An 18,750-nucleotide genomic window follows, 5' to 3' on the forward strand; every position below is an offset into this window, starting at 1 on the left:
ACCTGAGTGCGCCGCCAGTTTAGTTGCTCAGCGGATGCCGGCCAACAGACTCCGGGCGGTCTGCTTGAGCGGCTCATCACCTTCCTTGAGCAACTCGTTGAGCAGCTCGATGGCGCTGTCCAGATCACCGTCGTCGATGCAGTTCTGGGCTTGTTCCAGCTTGCCGGCGCTGGTCGGCCTGGCCGGCTCAAGGTTGAGGGGTTCGAGTTCCAGCGATTGTCCGCTGTCGCTGAACGAGTCGAGAAAATCGTCATCCAGTGACTGTGAGTCAGGTTCGGGCACCCATTCGAGTACGGATTCGGGTTCGTCCAGGGTCGTCTCGTCGGGCATCTCGAACACATCGGGCAATACGTGCAGGTTTGAAGCGAACGCGGGCTCTGCTGCTTTGGCCGGTGCATTGCTGGATTTAGCCGTTTCGAAGGGGCTGACCAGATCCCAATTCGCATCCATCGACAGATCATCCAGGTTCAACTGGAATTCGTCGGCGGGCGCGCTTTCGGGCTTCATCGCAACGATGTTTGTCGCCACCGCAGGCACCGGCACCGCGCTCAGTTTCGGATGACGTTCGCGAATATCCTGAAGCGTTTGCGGGTCGAACCCGGCGTCACGCAAGCTGTTTTCCTGCGCCTCATAGGCGCGAACATCACCTTGCTTACCGAGGACTTCCAGCAGTTGCACCGCCAGGTCCGTGCGCTGTGGTTGCTTGGCCAAGGCGTCTCGCAACAAACCGGCTGCTTCGGAATATCGCCCATAGGCCAGGTAGATGCCAACGCCTTCCAGCACATCACCCGCCGCCGTTTCTTCACGAGGTATGGGAGGCGGCGCGGACGCTGGAGCGTATACCACCGCAGCAGCGGCTCGATCGAGCACCGGCTCGTGGCGCGACGGTAAAACGGCTGGATCCGGCGCCAATTCCTGACCAAGCTGTTGTCGGCGGCGAACAAACAGCCCCAGAAGCACCAGTGCTATCAATCCCAGCAAGCCGATGATCAGCGGCCAATGGCTGTCGGCCTCTTCGACAACGACCGGGGCAGCAGGCACTACCGCGACTGGCGTTACAGGCGGTGCCTGCTTGATCTCGGCCAGTTGGGTTTGCAGTTCGGATACCTGTTTTTTCTGGCCAGCCGCCTGCTCGTCCTGAGCCTTGAGCTTCGCGCTCAACTCATCGACGGTCTTTTGCAGTTGCTGGTTTTGCAAAATGCTGGCGGCCAGTTGTTCGGCAACGGGATCGCTCACAGGAGCCGCGACAGGTGGATCGACCTTGGGCGCCGTCGCTGACTTCTTCGCCACCGGTGCTGACGCAGTCGCCGGTTTTACGCTCGGGAAGGGAGAGTTTGGCTGGTCGGCGACGGGGACATCGTCGGCCGGCACAATCCCGGGTGAACCCGGTGGATCGATCAGTACCGTGTACTCGCGCAGCAAACGCCCGTTGGGCTGGTTGAGCTGCACCAGGAAATTCAGGAAGGGTTCGTTGACCGGTTTGCTGGAGGTCACCCGGATCAGGCTGCGGTTGCCCCGCAGCACCGGTGTGAACTTCAGGTCGTTGAGGAAGAACACCCGATCGACGCCGGCGCGGCCGAACTCATCCGCCGTCGCCAGGCTGACGGAGAGCTCGCCCTCCTCCAGACTGCCGACATCCACCAAGGCAATGTCGGCACGCAACGGCTGATTCAACGCGGAATGAAGGGTTATGTCACCCAGTCCCAGCGCAGGGGCCAATGCCGAGTAAGTGACAGCACCACCGACCAGAACCAGCCTGGCGCAACACCGCAAAACAACGTGCCAACTCTCGAGCATGTGCATCCCTTAGATAACCAGAACCAACCTGTACGTGTTCGCACATCCGGTACGAACACGATATTGCCTAGTAGTTCTTTATAGTCCGCTCAACGGGGTATCTCAAAAAGCTGATACGCGGTTATGCCTCAAGATTTTTCCAGGTTCGCCAGAATGTGCCCGTGAACGCGCATGCAGATCTTCAATTCCGCCTCATCCACGCCTTCGAACAGTTCGCGGCGCAGCTGATTGGCAATGGTTTCAATTTGTTCGATCAGGGGACGGGCCGGGGGACACAGGACGATCTTCTTCGCCCGACGGTCTTCCAGCACCGATTGGCGCTGGACAAGTCCCTGGCTTTCCAGGCTATCAAGCAATCGGGCCAGGGTCGGCCCTTCGACGCCGACGCTTTGCGCCAGTTCACGTTGGGTCGGTGCTTCGTCGAAACGGGCCAGGTGCAGCAGCACCAGCCAGCGCGCCTGGGACAATCCGAGGCCTGCCAGACGGCGGTCCAGTTCGGCACGCCAGCCACGCGACATCTGGGCCAGTTGCATGCCAAAACGGTGTTGATCGGTTAACGGCATAAAACACTCATGATCAGACTGAAATAGAGAAAAACTAATTATTAGTCAGCTAAGCATGACCATTGGTTTGAGGCAAGGACTGGTCTGTAGTGAATCGTTACATCACCCTGACAGATCACTTAAACCTCAAACTCAGATTGCAGCGCCGCCCGCACGCAATACAAAACCCCTTCCGGCACTCTCCCCGCAAACAACGCGGCGATCTCCGAGACCGGCGGCAATTCGCCCTCGCCGTCGAGGAATGCATCCTGGACTTCGCCCATCAATTCTTCCGGCAGGTCCAGCGCTTGTTCCAGCGACAGCTGCTGCTTGCCAATGGCCTCGGCGAGCATGGTGTAGACATTCTTTTCCGAGCATTGCAGCTGACCGGCAATCTGCAGCGGCGTCATGCCGGCCCGGGCCAGGGTAATCAGCTCGTGGCGTACGTCGGCCACCACTTTCGGCGCCTCGACCTGCCCGCCCAACACTTCGAGAAAGGCTTCGCCGTAACGCTCCAGCTTGCGCGCGCCGACGCCGCTGACCGTGGCCATTTCCGCCAGCGAGGTCGGTTGGCTGCGGAGCATTTCCAGCAAGGTCGAGTCGGGGAAAATGACGTAGGGCGGCACACCATGTTCTTCGGCGAGCTTGCGACGCAGGGCGCGCAAGGCTTCCCACTGTTCGCGCTCTTCGCCGCGCACCAGTTGGCTTGCCTGGCTCTTGCTGCTTTTGGCAGTGGTTTGCGGTTTGAGGTCGCGGCGCAATTCCAGGGTCACTTCGCCCTTGAGCAGCGGTCGGCAGGTGTCGCTCAGACGCAGGCCGCCGTAGCCTTCGAGGTCGATATCGGCCAGGCCACGGGCCACCAGCTGGCGAAACAGGGAGCGCCATTCACTCTCGCCCATCGCTTTGCCGACACCATAAACCGACAGATGCTGATGGCCGAAACTGCGGATCTTTTCGTTGTCCTTGCCCAGCAATACATCCACCAGATGCCCGACGCCATAACGCTGGCCGGTGCGGTAGATCGCCGAGAGTGCCTGACGGGCCGGCTCGGTGGCATCCCAGGTCTGCACGCCATCGACGCAGTTATCGCAATGGCCGCACGGCTCGGGCATGTCTTCGTCGAAGTAGGCCAGCAGGGTCTGGCGACGGCAGCGAGTTTCTTCGCACAGCGAGAGCATGGCGTCGAGCTTGTGCTGCTCCAGACGCTTGTGGCGCTCGTCGCCTTCAGAGTTTTGCAGCATCTGCTTGAGCATCACCACGTCTTGCAGGCCGTAGGCCATCCAGGCATCCGCCGGCAGGCCATCACGGCCACCGCGACCGGTTTCCTGGTAGTAAGCCTCAAGGGATTTCGGCAAGTCGAGGTGAGCGACAAAGCGCACGTTGGGTTTGTCGATGCCCATGCCGAACGCCACCGTGGCGACCATGATCAGGCCTTCCTCGTTGAGGAAGCGTTTCTGGTTATGGGCGCGGGTCTCGTTGGGCAAACCGGCGTGATACGGCAGCGCCGGGAAGCCTTGCTCGCTGAGAAACACTGCCACTTCGTCGACTTTCTTGCGCGACAGGCAATAGACGATGCCGGCATCGCTGCGACGCTCGGCGAGGAACGCCAGCAACTGCTTGCGCGGCTGCTCCTTGGGCACGATGCGGTAGAAAATGTTGGGGCGGTCAAAGCTCGACAGAAAGCGCTCGGCATTGTTCAGATGCAGCCGGTCGATGATTTCTTCACGGGTGCGTTTGTCTGCAGTGGCCGTCAGGGCAATACGCGGGACATTGGGGAACAACTCCGCCAACTGCCCCAGTTGCAGGTATTCGCGACGGAAATCGTGGCCCCATTGGGACACGCAGTGCGCTTCGTCGATGGCGAACAGGGAGATTTCAAGACTTTGCAGGAAGGCCAGCATCCGTGGCTGGACCAATCGTTCGGGCGCCAGATACAGCATCTTCACTTCGCCGCGCTTGATGCGCGCAGCGAGGTCGCGCTGCTGCTCGGCACTGAGCGTTGAGTTCAATGCGGCCGCGGCGACACCCAGTTCTTCGAGGGTGGCGACCTGATCGTCCATCAGTGCGATCAGCGGCGACACCACCACGGCCAGGCCATCACGCAGCAGCGCGGGCACTTGGAAACACAAGGATTTGCCGCCACCGGTAGGCATCAGCACCAAGGCGTCGCCGCCACTGGCCACGCGCTCAATGATTGCACCCTGACGGCCACGGAAACTGTCGTAGCCGAAGATGTCCTTGAGGACGCGTTGAGCCTGCTCGAGCATAAAAACTCCAAAAATCACCGAAACATCCCTGCAAGGCTGGTTCAGAACCACGAAGGCTGCACCGACAAATCGTAAGTGCGCATTGCATGACGCTTCACATTTCAGCCGCGACGCCAGCAGGGCATCACAAAACGCGCGAGTATACCCGAGGCCTCCTCTTCAAAGGGTGCCGCTGAGAAGACACACAAGGTCAAAACCGTGCGAGACCCTGTGGGAGCGAGCTTGCTCGCGATGAGGGGGTGTCAGGCAACAAAGATGCTGAATGTATAACCGCCATCGCGAGCAGGCTCGCTCCCACAGGGATTGTGGTGTTCCGGGGCGCAAATATGCCGCGCGGCTGGCCTGTGTGCTCAAGAAGGCCTAGAATTCCCGCATCTGTTAATTCCCAAGGTAGCCCTTTAATGTCCTTCGCTGAGCAACTAACCCGTTTGCAAGTCTTCCTCGACGCCGACGAACTGCATGACGAGGCGCTGGACTACGTGGCCGCCCACGGCTACCTCACCGCGCTGTCGATCTGCTCCGAAGTGGTTCCGGATCGTGAATGGATCGACGCTCTTTTCGCCGAAGAGCCGCATTACGCCGACGACACCGAGCGTGAAGCCATCGAATCCACCCTGCTCGCGCTAAAGGCACACATCGCTCGCCAGCTGGCCTCCGATGAAGAATTCGAGTTGCCGTGCGAGCTGGACCTGGGCGAAGAGCCGGACGATTCCGACCTGCGCGGCTGGTGCATCGGTTTCATGGAAGGCGTTTTCCTGCGTGAAGCGGCCTGGTTCGAAACCGCCGAAGACGAAGTCAGCGAAATGCTGCTGCCGATCATGGTCGGTTCGGGTCTGTTCGACGAACAGCCTGAGTTCGAAGACATCGCCAAAGACCCCAACCTGATGGACGACATGATCGTACAGATCCCGGAAGCCCTGACCGCGCTGTACCTGCTGTGCCAGGCGCCAGACGAAAAACCGGCGATCCTCAAGCCACGTCACCACTAAGGTTTTGCCTATGGACAACCCCATAGGCAACCGCTCCCTGATGTTGCGTTACGTGCTGCTGGCCATCGGCTGGCTGAGCGTAGCGCTGGGGGTGATCGGGATTTTCCTGCCGGTGTTGCCCACCACCCCGTTCCTGCTGCTGGCAGCCGCCTGCTTCGCCCGTAGTTCGCCACGTTTTTATAAGTGGCTGGTCGAGCATCCGCAGCTTGGCCCGTGGATTCGCGACTACCTCGACGGCAACGGTATCCCGCTCAAGGGCAAGGTCTACGCCATCGGGCTGATGTGGGCGAGCATCCTGTTTTCCTGTTATCTGGTGCCACTGCCGTGGGCCCGTGGATTCATGCTGACCAGCGCAGTGCTGGTGACGATCTACCTCCTCAAACAGAAAACCCTGCGCAAAACCTGAAAAATGATCGTTCCCACGCAGAGCGTGGAAACGATCAGCGCGCGAACCGACCCGACGATCAACCCTCCCTTTTAAAGAACTGCGCCTAGACTTCAGTCATCTGCACCCGAGCAGCCAGACATGTCCCGTCGCCGGCGTAGTCCAGGATGGCCAGCGCTCCGACTTCGGCTCGGCGGATGGCTGCTGCTGGCGAGTTTTCTGCTGGCGGGACTGGGTAACGTCGGGGCCAACTGGGAGTTTTCACAGATTTTGCAGATCGCCGAACAGCGCTACGGTCCGCTCGGCGCTGCCCAAGGAAGAATCGAGGCCTGGAGTCAAATGCTCAAAAGCGAAACCAACCAGCCCGAGCGCGAGCAACTGGACGCGGTCAATCGTTTTTTCAATCAACAACTGAGTTTCCAGGACGACACCCGCATCTGGCGTCAGACCGATTACTGGGCAACGCCAGAAGAATCACTGATCAAGGGCGCAGGTGACTGCGAAGACTACGCCCTGGCGAAGTATTTCAGCCTGCGCCAACTCGGGGTTCCCAGCGAAAAGCTGCGCATCACCTACGTCAAGGCCCTGACCCAGAACCAGGCGCACATGGTGCTGACCTTCTACAGCAACCCCGCGGCCGAACCGCTGGTACTGGACAACCTGATCGGCGACATCCGCCCCGCTTCCCAACGCAAAGACCTGTTGCCGGTGTACGCCTTCAATGCAGAAGGCCTGTATTTACCGGGGGCCAATGGCGGCAAGCGCAGCAGCGACTCGAAAAAGCTGTCGCGCTGGCAAGACGTGTTGAAAAAGATGCAGGCTGAAGGGTTCGCCGTGGGCGAAGGCTAGCGGCCATCGCAAGGAGCGTTGTATGTCACTGCGCAAACAGTTGTTCATCGCCATTTGCCTGTTCTTGCTGGTGGCGTTCAGCGGCAGTTTTTTTGTCAGCCTGGAAAGCTCACGCGAACAAATGCTCGGCCAGTTGCGCTCCCACGCCCAGGACGCTGCCACCGCACTGGGCTTGTCGCTGACGGAGCAGATCGATGATCCGGCAATGATCGAATTGATGGTCAGTTCGATCTTCGACAGTGGCTATTTTCGCAGCATTCGTGTGGTCAACATCGTCGATGGAGAGGTGCTGGTCGAGCGCAACGCAGCAACGCATATCGACGGCGTGCCCGGCTGGTTCGTGAGCCTGGTCAATCTGCGCCCGGAAGGCGGCGATGCGCTGGTCACGCGAGGCTGGGAACAGGTGGCGCGAGTCGAAGTGCTGAGCAACCCGCAGTTTGCCTTGGCCAAACTCTGGGACAGCACGCTCGGCAGCCTGATCTGGTTGCTGATCTGCGGACTGCTCAGCGCCGTGTTCGGTGGTTGGCTGCTACGCCGGCAATTGCGCCCGCTCGACAAAATGGTCAAACAAGCCCAAGCCATCAGTAAACGCGAGTTCCTGAGCCTGCCCAAGCTGCCGCGCACACCCGAATTGAAACGCGTGGTGCTGGCGATGAACCAGATGGTCGAAAAGCTCAAGGCGCTGTTCGCCGAAGAGGCCGCCCGCAGTGAAAAGCTGCGCGCCGAGTCCTATCAGGACGGCCTCACGGGACTGGCCAACCGGCGCTTGCTGGATGAGCAACTGGACGATCATTTACTGGTCGGCGAACAAAGCAGCGACGGCCATCTTCTGATGTTGCGGATCAACGATCTGATTGGTCTCAACCAACGCCTGGGCGGTCAGCGCACGGATGCGCTGATCAGGACCGTCGGCGAACTGCTCAAGCGTCTGACTCAGGTTCCGGCACGGCGCACCTGGCTGGCAGCGCGCAATCGGGGTGGCGAGTTCAGCTTGCTGACTCCCGGCCTGGACAGCACGGACGCCGCGCGCCTGGCTTCGGAAATCAGCGCCACCCTGGAAAACCTGCGCCTGACGGGCGCCAGCGACTGCATGCCCGTGGCGCACCTGGGCGTGGTCGCCTATCACCCCGGCGAACGGGCCAGCGACGTGTTCCTGCGCCTCGACCAGGCGCTGACTCAGGCCCAGCAGCATCCCGAACGCCCATGGATACACCTGGCTCACGCCGATACCGTGCCAAATCACGCTCAACACGACTGGCGCACCTGGATCGACGACGCCCTGACCGAAGGCAAGATGCAGTTGTATTTCCAACCCGTGGTGCAATGCGCCGACACCAGCCAGGTGCTGCACCACAAAGTCCTTGCACGTTTGCTTGACCCACAGGGCGAGGCAATTCCCGCCGGGCATTTCCTGCCGTGGATCGAGCGTCTTGGCTGGTCGGCGCGCTTCGATCTGGCGATGCTCGAAGCCACCCTCGAATACCTCGTCGTCAATCGTTGGCCGCTGGCATTAAGCCTGTCGGGCAACACCCTGCGTGATCAAACGCAGCTCAAACACATTATCGACATGCTCGAATCACTGCCTGAACTGGCGCCCCTGCTGATCCTGGAAATCGACGAACGCCAACTGCCGCCGCCGGAAGAATTACAGCGCCTGAGCCATAGTTTGCTCAACACCGGGTATCGCATCGGATTGCAGCATTTCGGTGGCAGCTTCAGCCAGATCGGCAATCTGACGCAGTTGGGCCTGGCGTACTTGAAAATCGATGGGGCCTATATCCGTCACATTGACGAGCAGCCTGACAAGCGGCTTTTCATTGACGCGATTTACAGGGCAACCAACAGCATCGATTTGCCATTGATTGCGGAAATGGTCGAGACCAAAGGGGAACTGGAGGTGATACGGGAGCTGGGATTGTTTGGGGTGATGGGACGGTTGATCGGGCCACCGGAGCCGATGTGAGGGGCATGACCGCTTGTCTTAAAGCAGCGAGGACCTGTCAGATCTGACAGTAGGCAGTCGTCCCAACCTGGTGTGTGATAAGCCCGCGTCCCAGAAGACTCAGGGCTTGTCACATCCCAGGAGAAAATGATGGATATCCAGTCCGCCGCGTTGATTGAACTGTTTGTGCTTTACCCCTTGAGCATCCTGGGCTGGGTCACCCCGGTGAAACCGGACGGCATCGCCCACGGCGGTATTCCCAAAGCCATTTACGACGGCCAGGCCCCAGGCCTTGAATGCCTGGTCGATCCCTGGACCGAGCTGCAGCTGAACTCCTGGATCATGGCTGTCGATGATCGCGTGGATTTGTATTGCAACGGCAATCTCGTCCCAGGCGCAGGCAAGACCGTCAAACCGGGGGAGGAAACGCTGCGCCAACGTTTGTACTTGCCACATGGCAATTTGACGCATGGCGTCAACCGCCTGCATTACGTGGTTACCCGTGTCGGGGGTAACTCCGAACCCTCTCGGGATCTGCTGGTGCTCTACCACCTACGGCCTGCGGACACCCAGGATCTGGTTATCCCGCCCGATGTGCTCAAGGACGGCGTCAGCGCCGCACGGGCGGCGCAAGGGGTGGAGTTCGGGTTTACCTATGCTAACCGGCGCAACTATGACCGCATCGAATTTCTGTTGGGCGACACCCAAGTCCGGTTCGATGTCCCCGACGGCACGGCACCGATCACCCACAAACTGTTCACCGACACGTTCCAGAAGGCAGGCGACAACCCGAGTGCGGTGGCCGAGTTCTATGTCGTCGACCAGTTGGGCAACCGGGTCAAATCCCCGGAGAAGCGGCTGGACATTCATCTTGACCGACTTGATCTGCCGGCCCCGACCGTCAAGGGCCAGACCGGCACCAATTTCAGTCCGACCCAGCCTGAAGTCCGGGTGCTGGTGCCGCAGGGCTCGCTGCTGCCCACCGACAAGCTGAGCGTCTTCTGGCGGGGCGCGGCCGGCACACCGCTGGCGGGCTCCTACACCAGCCCGCAGCGGCTGGTCAGCGCCGGCCTGGAGATCGCTGTGCCGCGTTCGGTGCTGGCCTACAACCTGGGAAAGCAGGCGACTGTCATCTACGACGTCGAACGCAACGGCAAAACCACCACCTCATTGCCTTTGCCGCTGAACATCCTGCCGCTGCCGGCGTCGGCGCTCATCACACCGAAGATCGTCGAGGCCGACGCCAACAACTTTCTGGACGTGATGGCACTGGGCAGCAAAAACGCGACCATTCACGCTCTGCTCCACACACTGATCGAAGCCGGCCAGCCATGCTGGCTGAGTCTGGAAGGCAAGAAGGCGAATGGCACGGCGCACAACCTAGCGCTGTGGAACGGTCTCCCGGAGCAGGTCAATGACACCTGGATCAGTCAGGGATTCTGGCCCGTCGCACTGGTCAGCAGCTACCTGACGCAACTCGGACACGGCACCACGCTAACCATCAAATTCAAGGTATCGCTGGACAAGAGCAACAACCCGGCCACGGCCACGGTGTTTCCGGATCGGCCCTATAACATCAAGGCGGTGGCGCTGGAGGTGCCGACGCTGGTCAATGTGCTGAATGCCAACAACGTCGAAGTACAGGAAGGTACCAGCACCACTAGTGACGTCTTGAAACTCAAGGGCAAGGCAAGCAACAGTCAAAATGTCGAAATCTTCGACGGCAGCGGTCCGAGCGCGGTGTCCAAGGGCATAGCGACCGCCCACATGACCACGGGAATCTGGGAGCGCACGATCACCGTGCCTGTGGGCATTCGCCGCTTGTATGCCAAGTCGCTGTATCACCCCTCCTCTGTTTACTCCAACGTGCGCAACTTGACAGTGGTGGCCGTGATCGTGCCAACGCTGGTCAATGTGCTGGATGCCAACAACGTCGAAGTGCAGGAGGGCACCAGAACCACCAGTATCACGTTGAAACTCAAGGGCGAGGCAAGCAACGGCCAACAGGTCGAAATCTTCGACGGCAGCGGTTCGAGCGCAGTGTCCAAGGGCATGGCGACCGCTAACAAAACCACGGGAATTTGGGAGCTCACGATCACCGTTTTGGCGGGCATTCGCCGCTTGTATGCCAAGTCGCTGTATCACCCCTCCCCTGTTTACTCCAACGTACGCAACTTGACGGTGGTGGCCACCAAACCAAGCATCACCGTAATAACGGACTCCATAGGTCAGGTCGCCCATAACGGAACGACCTACGACACCAAGGTCACGGTGACCGTCACTGCCGATCCGAACCAGAGTATCCAACTCTACGATGGAGCCAAGACCATTGGGGCGCCTATTCCACTTGATAGCAAAGGGAATGGGACTACGACGTTATCGGCGCTGGAGCAGAAGGTTTTTTCCCTCACTGCCAGAGCCGTTTATGGAAATCAGCTGGAATCCTCCGTGCGCATCTTTACACGCAAAGCCCACCTGGCAGTGACCCTGACGTCGGTCAAGCATTCGCGAGGAGAGCTGGGCGAGGGAGCCAGTACCGCCAGTGTCTCTGTCACACTGGAAGGACGGGTAACGCCTTTGTATAGCGTGCAGATCTATCACAACAACAGTGCCAAAAATATCGTGCAGAGCAACGCAAGCGGCTTCTGGACTACCCCCCTGCCCATCGGCGCTGGCCTCAACACGGTATACGCCAAAGCAGTAGCGACCGGGTTGAATTCCAACTCACGGAGTTTCACCAGAGTAGTGCCAATCACGTCTGAAAATTTCGATCAATACTCAACGAGACACGTATCGCCAGGTCTCAACATCCCACTAAACAGCATGACTATTTATTATTTAGGGGGCACCGGCTTTATCGGGATAGCTCCACTGGCTGACTTGTTCACTGGTCCCTATCCTCAGATACCGGGTAGAAGTTATGGACAGACTCTGGAGATGCATTGGAAAGGCCTTGGGACGTCACAACATATGCGTATTCGATTCAATTGGGGCTATTCCAGCGTCAGTTTTTTTGTCCGGTTCGCACAAACCCCTAATCTATGGATCAGATTTTTAGACATAAACAACAACATAATCCATCAATATACGCTCCCACTTAATTTCGATGCGCAACTTGTTAGTTACTCGCATCCCAGTATCGATATTTGGGGTGTAGAAGTCCAAACGTCGCAGATGGATTTAATTTCTATTGATTATTTCCAGATGGCTTACAGATAATTTAAAGGCTGAAATACTACTCCTATAAAACGGCCTTTCCAGGCCGTTTTTTGGGCAACGCTCAACCGCCAACCAACAGTTTGTCGGACGAAAAGGGGCGCATCTATTTTCCGTCCGATTCTGATGGTTAAGTCTGATTAAACAACGATGTTTAAAACACATCTCCAGACATTCACTCAGGCTACACATCCTTGCGTCGTTGCCTACGACTGCGCCAGAATCCGCCGGCTTGTGCGCCTTGTTTCGGGTCTCTATTGTTTCCCGGTCGCTGACAAATCAGCGATCGGGTTTAGCAGCTCGGAGAATATCAAGGCACGTCAGTGCCGCCCTCTGATCAACCGACAATGTTTTCGTCAGTTGGTCTGCATTATGGCGGCTTGCGTGGGGCACTTCGGTGCGCCGGGTTCCTTGATGCCTGGTCTGCTAACCCGCGTACAGCCGCCACCCACTTCGTTTAGCAGCGATGGATGAAGGCACCACTCATCAAGGAGTTTCACCATGCCCAAGATCACCCCCAACCCACCTGAAACCGACGACGTTTCCCCCTACGAATCCACCGATCCCAAAAAGCTCAACGAAGCCGCCGACCGCGCCCTCGATTACTACCTCAAACCGGTCATCTCCCAAGACCTGCCCCGCAAACCCAGCACCCTCTACCTCATCGCCCCCGACGCAAACGACGAAACACTGCTGGTCAATGCGTGTGAGTCCTTGGCGTCCGCGAGTGTGATGCTGAGCGATTTCGCCGGGTTGATGGAGGGCACGCATCGCAACACCTTGCTGGGGATTCAGCAGGTGGTGATGCTGGGTGAACTGGCGGTGAATCGGGTGCTCGACAGGATTGATCCGCAGTAATTGCGGCCATTGAAGAGTTGATTGATCGTTCCCACGCTCTGCGTGGGAATGCAGCAAGGGACGCTCTGCGTCCCAAAAGCGGACGCGGAGCGTCCGGGGAGGCATTCCCACGCAGAGCGTGGGAACGATCGAACGGACAACAAAAAACCCGCTATTCCCTGAACAGGAATGGCGGGTTTTGTCGTTTCAGGTCACACGGTATTCACTTTCAGAACTCAGCTAAGCGGACGTATTTATTTATCACTGGAGTGAGAATTAAACGGAGATGTTTAAAAGACATTTCCAGACACTCTCTCAGGCTACACATCCTTGCGCCGTTGCCTACGACTGCGCCAGAATCCGCCGGCTTGTGCGCCTTGTGCCGGGTCTCTATTGTTTCCCGGTCGCTGACTAATCAGCGATCGGGTTTAGCGACCCGAACCTATGTAGGCGCAACAGCACTCCAATCTCTCTTGCGGATTATTCATATCTGCAATTGATGTCATGGCGGCTGTGCGCGGGAGACCTTCGGGTCTGCCGGGCGCCTACACCCGGTTCGCTAACCTGCGTGCAGCCGCCACCTTTACTTGTTTAGCGACAGGTCTTGGTGGCTCCATTTCTTGTAGGAGTTTCACCATGCCCAAGATCACCCCCAACCCACCTGAAACCGACGACGTTTCCCCCTACGAATCCACCGATCCCAAAAAGCTCAACGAAGCCGCCGACCGCGCCCTCGATTACTACCTCAAACCGGTCATCTCCCAAGACCTGCCCCGCAAACCCAGCACTATCTACTTCATCGCCCCCGACGCAAACGACGAAACACTGCTGGTCAATGCGTGTGAATCCCTGGCGTCCGCGAGTGTGATGCTGAGCGATTTCGCCGGGTTGATGGAGGGCACGCATCGCAACACCTTGCTGGGGATTCAGCAGGTGGTGATGCTGGGTGAACTGGCGGTGAATCGGGTGCTGGATAATTTTGATCCGCAGTAATTGCGGCCATTGAAGAGTTGATTGATCGTTCCCACGCTCTGCGTGGGAATGCAGCAAGGGACGCTCTGCGTCCCAAAAGCGGACGCGGAGCGTCCGGGGAGGCATTCCCACGCAGAGCGTGGGAACGATCGAAGACAACAAAAAACCCGCCATTCCTAACCCAGGAATGGCGGGTTTTGTCGTTCAGACTTCAGGTCACACGGTATCCACCTTCAGCGAATGGTCGTTCAACATGCCATTGATGATGGTCGCGGTGTCATGTCCTCCTGCAATCACGCCGCCCGCCCCCGGCGTGACGCCGTAGTGGCTGGCCAGGTTCACGCCGGCCAGGTCGATGGTCTGGTTCGGGGCCGCGCCGGCCATGGCGCTGACGTCGATGCTGGTGACGACAGAAGCGCCGCTGCCGACAACTTTGAAGTGCAGATAGTCATCCAGCGACGCCGCCGTGCCGTTTTCGCCTTGCAGCAGTTGCGACAAGTCGAGTTTGTCGGTGCCCGGGGTGAAGTCGGTGACGACGTCGTGGCCACTGTTGCCTTTGAGCCATTGGAAGGTGTCGGCCCCTGGCCCGCCGGTGAGGGTGTTGTTGCCGAGACCGCCAATCAGGATGTCGTCGCCGCCACCACCATTGAGGATGTCGTCACCCAAACCGCCGTTGATGACGTTGTTATGGCTATCGCCCGTGAGGGAGTCGTTGAAGTTTGAGCCGACGAGGTTTTCGATCCCGGTCAGGGTATCGGTGCCAGCGCCTCCGGTGTTTTGCGCGGTCGTCAGACTCAGGTCGACCGTGACGCCCGCCGTAGCATGTGCGTAGCTCACGGTGTCGATGCCGGGGCCGCCGTCGAGCAGGTCGTTACCCGGGCCGCTGAACAGCAAGTCATTGCCGGCGCCGCCGTGCAGCTCGTTGTTGCCGGAACCGGCGGTCAGCACATCGTTGCCGTCGCCGGCATTGATCACGTTGTTGCCGGTGCCTGCCACCAACACGTCGTCGCCCGCAGTGCCAGTGAGGGTGTGGCCGTCCTGATAGCTGATGGTCACGCCGGCACTGTCGCTGCCGCCGTGGTTGTCGTTGGCGGTGTAGGTGCCGTGGGCATCCGGGGTGATGTCATGGGCGCCGGCGTAGTTGACGGTCATGGTCAGCTGGTAGTTTTCCGACCCCGACCCGCTGTTGCCCGGGCCATTGGGGATGTTGGTGATGTGGATCTGGTAGGTGCCGTCCGCCGCAGCCGTGATGGTCTGGCCGTCGGCGATGGGGGTCCATGCGCCGCCGTTGAGCGAGTACTCCATCGTGACGTGCCCGGCCGCCAGGTTGTGGTCCAGGTTGAGCGTTTCGCCCTGTTTGAGACTGACGGTGATGCGGTCCTCATCGTTGGTGCTGTTGTTGCTGACCGAACCGAGTGCCCCGCTGACCACCAAGACCGCGGTCATAGCGGCGGTGTTGGCGACGAAGGCGCTGCGGGCGATGGTCACCGCCTGGGCGTTGCTGCCGGTGAAGTTGAAGCTCTGATTGGTGCCGATGAAGTCTGCGCCCTTGGCCACCCAACCGGTGTTGAAAGTGGTCGGCGATGCGGTCATGGGATCCTTGTCCGCATCGGTGTCGTTGGCCAGCAGCAATTCGCCTGGCACCACGATATTGCCCGACAGCACGTTGGTGATGATGTGGTCATCGACCGCCACCGGCGCCGTATTCGGAATGACTTTGACCGTCAGCGTCGAGCTGGCCAGGTCGCCATCGTTGTCGCTGAGCGTGAAGCCGATGTTTTCGGTGATCACCACCGATGTGGTTTTTTGCGAGGTGTAGTTGTACTCGCCGGTGTCGAGGTTCACCACCAGGGTGCCGCCATTGTTGGTGGCGATGCTGAGGGTGTTGTTCACGGTGTTGAACGTGCCGTGGTTGGCGCCGCCGCTGAAGTTCAGCGCGCCCTGGTTGCTGTTGCCTTTAGGGTCGTAGGTGTATGTCGTGCCGTCGACCACAAGGGTTTTGATGAAGCCGCCATCGGCACCGAATGTTCCGCCCTCCAGCAAGGTGCCCGTCACAGGCGCGCCCATCACCGTGCCCGAGAGCACCGAGTTGAGTTGGTTGAGGTCAGTCACCACCACCGCGTTGGTGTTGGTGTGGGAGCTGCCGTCATAGGCCAGCGGATCGAGGTAGGTGTTGCTCACGCCACTGCCCAGGCCGATCGCATAGTTCTTGATGCCGTTGGCGTCGAGGAAGGCTTTGAGCGCGGCCTCATCCGCGCTGCCGATGTCGCCTTCGTTGGGTTTGCCGTCGGAGAAGAAGTAGCCGACGTTCTGCGCGCCGGTCAGTTTGCCCGCGGTGTCGAACGCGGTTTGCATCGTCGCGACCGCTGCATCGTAGTTGGTGCCACCGCCGGCAGTCAGGCCGGAAATAATCGACTTGGCCGTCGCCACATCGACCCAGATCGAAGTTTTGTCGGTGGCATTGCTGCTGAACGTGACGATCTGCACTTTCACATCGCCCAGGTCGTCATATTTGTCGAGCAAGGCACTGATCGCCTGCTTGGCCAGTTCGAGGCGCGAAAACCCCGGCACACCCGAGGGGTCGACCATGCTGCCGGAGACGTCGATCACCAGCAGCAGGTTGGAATCGATCTCCACCGCCGCGACCGAACGTTCGGCGCCAACCGCCTTGGGCACGTCATCGACGATGTTGACCACGATGGTGCTGGTGGTGCTGTTGCCCAGCGCATCGGTGGCCTTGTAGGTGAAGCTTTCGGTCAGCGTATTGGCGCCGTCGTTGGCATGCGGCGTGGTGGTCGCCGGCGAGGTCAGAGTGTAGGTGTAGGTGCCATTGGGGTTGAGCAGGATTTGTCCGTACGTCCCGGTGGCGCTGCTGACCAGGGTGTACGTGATAGCCCCAGTCGCACCGGTGACGGAGCCGACCAACGTGCCCGTGGCGGTTTCGCCGGTATGGCCGGGATCGCTGCCAGTGACGGTGCCGGCAGCCAGATCCTGCCCGTCCTTGCTCAGGTCCAAGGCTTTTTCGTAGACGGTCACGTCATTGTCGCTGACCGCTTTGATGCAGCTGTTGTAGACGTCGATAGTGATGGTGGTGGTGCTTTCATCGCCATCGGCATCGCGCACGGTGTAGGTGAAGGTGTCGGTGGCACCTGCCCCGCTCACGGCGTCCGGATTGCTGTGATAGACCGCGTTGCCGTGGGCATCCAGGGTCAAGTAGCCGTAGGTGCCGTTGATGTTCGAACCGAGGCCGCCGATGGCCGAGGTCGACGTGTCGCCGCCTGCGCGCACGCCGACCACCGCACCACTGACTGCAGGGCCGTCGGCACCGCCGATGTCGTTGTCCAGCACATTGCCGCTGACCGTACCGCCTTCGACCACGCTTGCCGTATCCGCTTTGGCGGTTGGCAAATCATCGATGATGTTGACGTTGATCTGCCCCGACGCAGTGCTGCCGTCGGTGTCCGTGGCGACCACGTTGATGTTCTCGGTGAGGCTGTTGGCACCGTTGCCGGTTGGATGGGTTTCGTTATCCACCAGGGTGTAGCTGTAGCTGAGCACGCCGGTGGCCGGATTGAAGCCGGTGATGGTCAGCGTACTGCCGAGCGGCGTGACAATTGATTGCGGGAAGCCTGCCGCGACGCCACCGACCACCACATGAATGCCGCCGACATCGAGGGTTTGCAGACCATCGAGGGCCGTTACGGTGAAGGTGCCGCTCTGGGTCAGGGCCGGCGCATTGGGGCTGGTGCCATCGCTGAGGTTTTTCTCGTAGACGGTCAGTTCACCGCCGCTGACGTTCAGGCCGTTGAGGGTGACCGGGTCGTCGTTGTTGTGGACGTTCAGCACCAGGTTGGCGGTGCTGGTATCGCCGTCGGCATCGGTGAGGGTGTAGGTAAAGGTTTCCGTGCCATTGCCGCCGCCGTGCAGATTTTTGAAGTCTGCATCGTTGGTGTTCAGCGTGTAGGTGTAGGTGCCGTTGGCATTGAGCACCAGGGTGCCATAGGTGCCGGTGAATGTGCCCGGGGTGATAGGCCCGGCGTTCGGCCCGGTGGCGACGTGGTCCGCGCCTTGAACATCGTTGGTCAGCACGTTGCCATTGAGGGTCAGAACGTTTTCCGATGCGGTGCCGGCGTTGCTGTCGTGGAAGGCTTTGGGCACGTCATCGACGATCTTGACCACGATGGTGCTGGTGGTGGTGTTGCCCAGCGAATCGGTGGCCTGGTAGGTGAAGCTTTCGGTCAGCGTATTGGCGCCGTCGTTGACATGCGGCGTGGTGGTCGCCGGCGAAGTCAGGGTGTAGGTGTAGGTGCCGTTGGGGTTGAGCAGGATTTGTCCGTACGTCCCGGTGGCACTGCCAACCAGGGTGTAAGTGATCGCGCCAGTGGCGCCGGTGACGGAGCCGACCAGGGTGCCCGTGGCGGTTTCGCCGGTGCTGGTGGGGTCGCTGCCGGTGACCGTTCCGGCGGCGAGGTCCTGGCCATCCTTGCTCAGGTCCAGGGCTTTTTCGTAGACGGTCACGTCACTGTCGCTGACCGCTTTGATGCAGCTGTTCGACACGTCGATGGTGATGGTGGTAGTGCTTTCGTCACCGTCGGCATCGCGCACGGTATAGGTGAATACATCGGTCGCGCCCGGGCCGTTCACCGCGTTGGGATTGCTGTGGTACGTCGCGTTGCCGTGGGCATCCAGGGTCAGGTAGCCGTAAGTGCCATTGATGTTCGAACCGAGGCCGCCGATGGCGGAGGTCGAGGTGTCCGAGCCAGCTCGTACGCCGACCACCGCACCACTGAGGGCCGGACCGTCAGCGCCGCCGATGTCGTTGTCCAGCACGTTGCCCGAGACCGTTGCGCCCTCGGCCACCGAGGTGTGGTCCGGGTTGGCGGTAGGCAGGTCGTCAATGATGTTGACGTTGATCTGGCCCGACGCGGTGCTGCCGTCAGTGTCGGTCGCGACT

General features: G+C 59.7%; 11 protein-coding genes. 7 read left to right on the forward strand and 4 right to left on the reverse strand.

What is annotated here, in order from left to right:
- Positions 1–27 precede the first annotated feature (27 nt).
- The 3 genes from QRN31_RS22145 to recQ all read right to left on the reverse strand — a co-directional run bounded on the left by QRN31_RS22145 (position 28) and on the right by recQ (position 4,606).
- On the reverse strand, positions 28–1,797 hold the full coding sequence (locus tag QRN31_RS22145; RefSeq protein WP_285434567.1) for a motility hub landmark protein FimV: 1,770 nt from the start codon (positions 1,795–1,797) through the stop codon (positions 28–30).
- Positions 1,798–1,925: 128 nt separating this feature from the next.
- Entirely contained in the window at positions 1,926–2,360 is a 435-nt protein-coding gene (locus tag QRN31_RS22150) for a MarR family transcriptional regulator (protein ID WP_285434569.1), read from the reverse strand.
- Between the two features lie 119 nt (positions 2,361–2,479).
- Positions 2,480–4,606 carry a DNA helicase RecQ gene (recQ, locus tag QRN31_RS22155; protein ID WP_285434570.1) on the reverse strand — a complete coding sequence of 709 codons (2,127 nt, stop codon included), beginning with the start codon at positions 4,604–4,606 and terminating at the stop codon, positions 2,480–2,482.
- 401 nt (positions 4,607–5,007) lie between these two features.
- Between recQ and QRN31_RS22160 the strand changes: the two genes are divergently transcribed.
- From QRN31_RS22160 to QRN31_RS22190, 7 genes are all read left to right on the forward strand, one after another.
- Positions 5,008–5,595, forward strand: a complete 588-nt coding sequence (locus QRN31_RS22160; RefSeq protein WP_222585182.1) for a UPF0149 family protein — start codon at positions 5,008–5,010, stop codon at positions 5,593–5,595.
- A gap of 10 nt (positions 5,596–5,605) precedes the next feature.
- Complete coding sequence (locus QRN31_RS22165) at positions 5,606–6,001, forward strand: YbaN family protein (protein ID WP_285434573.1); 396 nt, start codon at positions 5,606–5,608, stop codon at positions 5,999–6,001.
- Positions 6,002–6,121: 120 nt separating this feature from the next.
- Entirely contained in the window at positions 6,122–6,829 is a 708-nt protein-coding gene (gene lapG, locus QRN31_RS22170; RefSeq protein ID WP_285434574.1) for a cysteine protease LapG, read from the forward strand.
- 22 nt (positions 6,830–6,851) lie between these two features.
- Positions 6,852–8,792, forward strand: a complete 1,941-nt coding sequence (gene lapD, locus QRN31_RS22175) for a cyclic di-GMP receptor LapD (protein WP_285434576.1) — start codon at positions 6,852–6,854, stop codon at positions 8,790–8,792.
- A gap of 129 nt (positions 8,793–8,921) precedes the next feature.
- The gene (locus tag QRN31_RS22180; protein ID WP_285434577.1) at positions 8,922–11,990 is read left to right on the forward strand and encodes an Ig-like domain-containing protein; all 3,069 of its coding nucleotides are present in this window, start codon (positions 8,922–8,924) and stop codon (positions 11,988–11,990) included.
- 498 nt (positions 11,991–12,488) lie between these two features.
- Positions 12,489–12,845 carry a DUF6124 family protein gene (locus QRN31_RS22185; protein WP_285434578.1) on the forward strand — a complete coding sequence of 119 codons (357 nt, stop codon included), beginning with the start codon at positions 12,489–12,491 and terminating at the stop codon, positions 12,843–12,845.
- A 615-nt stretch (positions 12,846–13,460) separates the two neighbouring features.
- Positions 13,461–13,817 (forward strand): DUF6124 family protein, encoded by a 357-nt coding sequence (locus QRN31_RS22190; RefSeq protein WP_285434580.1) that lies wholly within the window; start codon positions 13,461–13,463, stop codon positions 13,815–13,817.
- Positions 13,818–14,012: 195 nt separating this feature from the next.
- On the opposite strand, the gene QRN31_RS22195 is transcribed toward QRN31_RS22190, so the two are convergent.
- Positions 14,013–18,750 (reverse strand): beta strand repeat-containing protein (locus QRN31_RS22195; RefSeq protein ID WP_285434581.1); only part of this gene is annotated, 4,738 nt, incomplete at its 5' end.

The sequence above is a fragment of the Pseudomonas sp. fls2-241-R2A-110 genome (assembly GCF_030209165.1).
Classification (GTDB): domain Bacteria; phylum Pseudomonadota; class Gammaproteobacteria; order Pseudomonadales; family Pseudomonadaceae; genus Aquipseudomonas.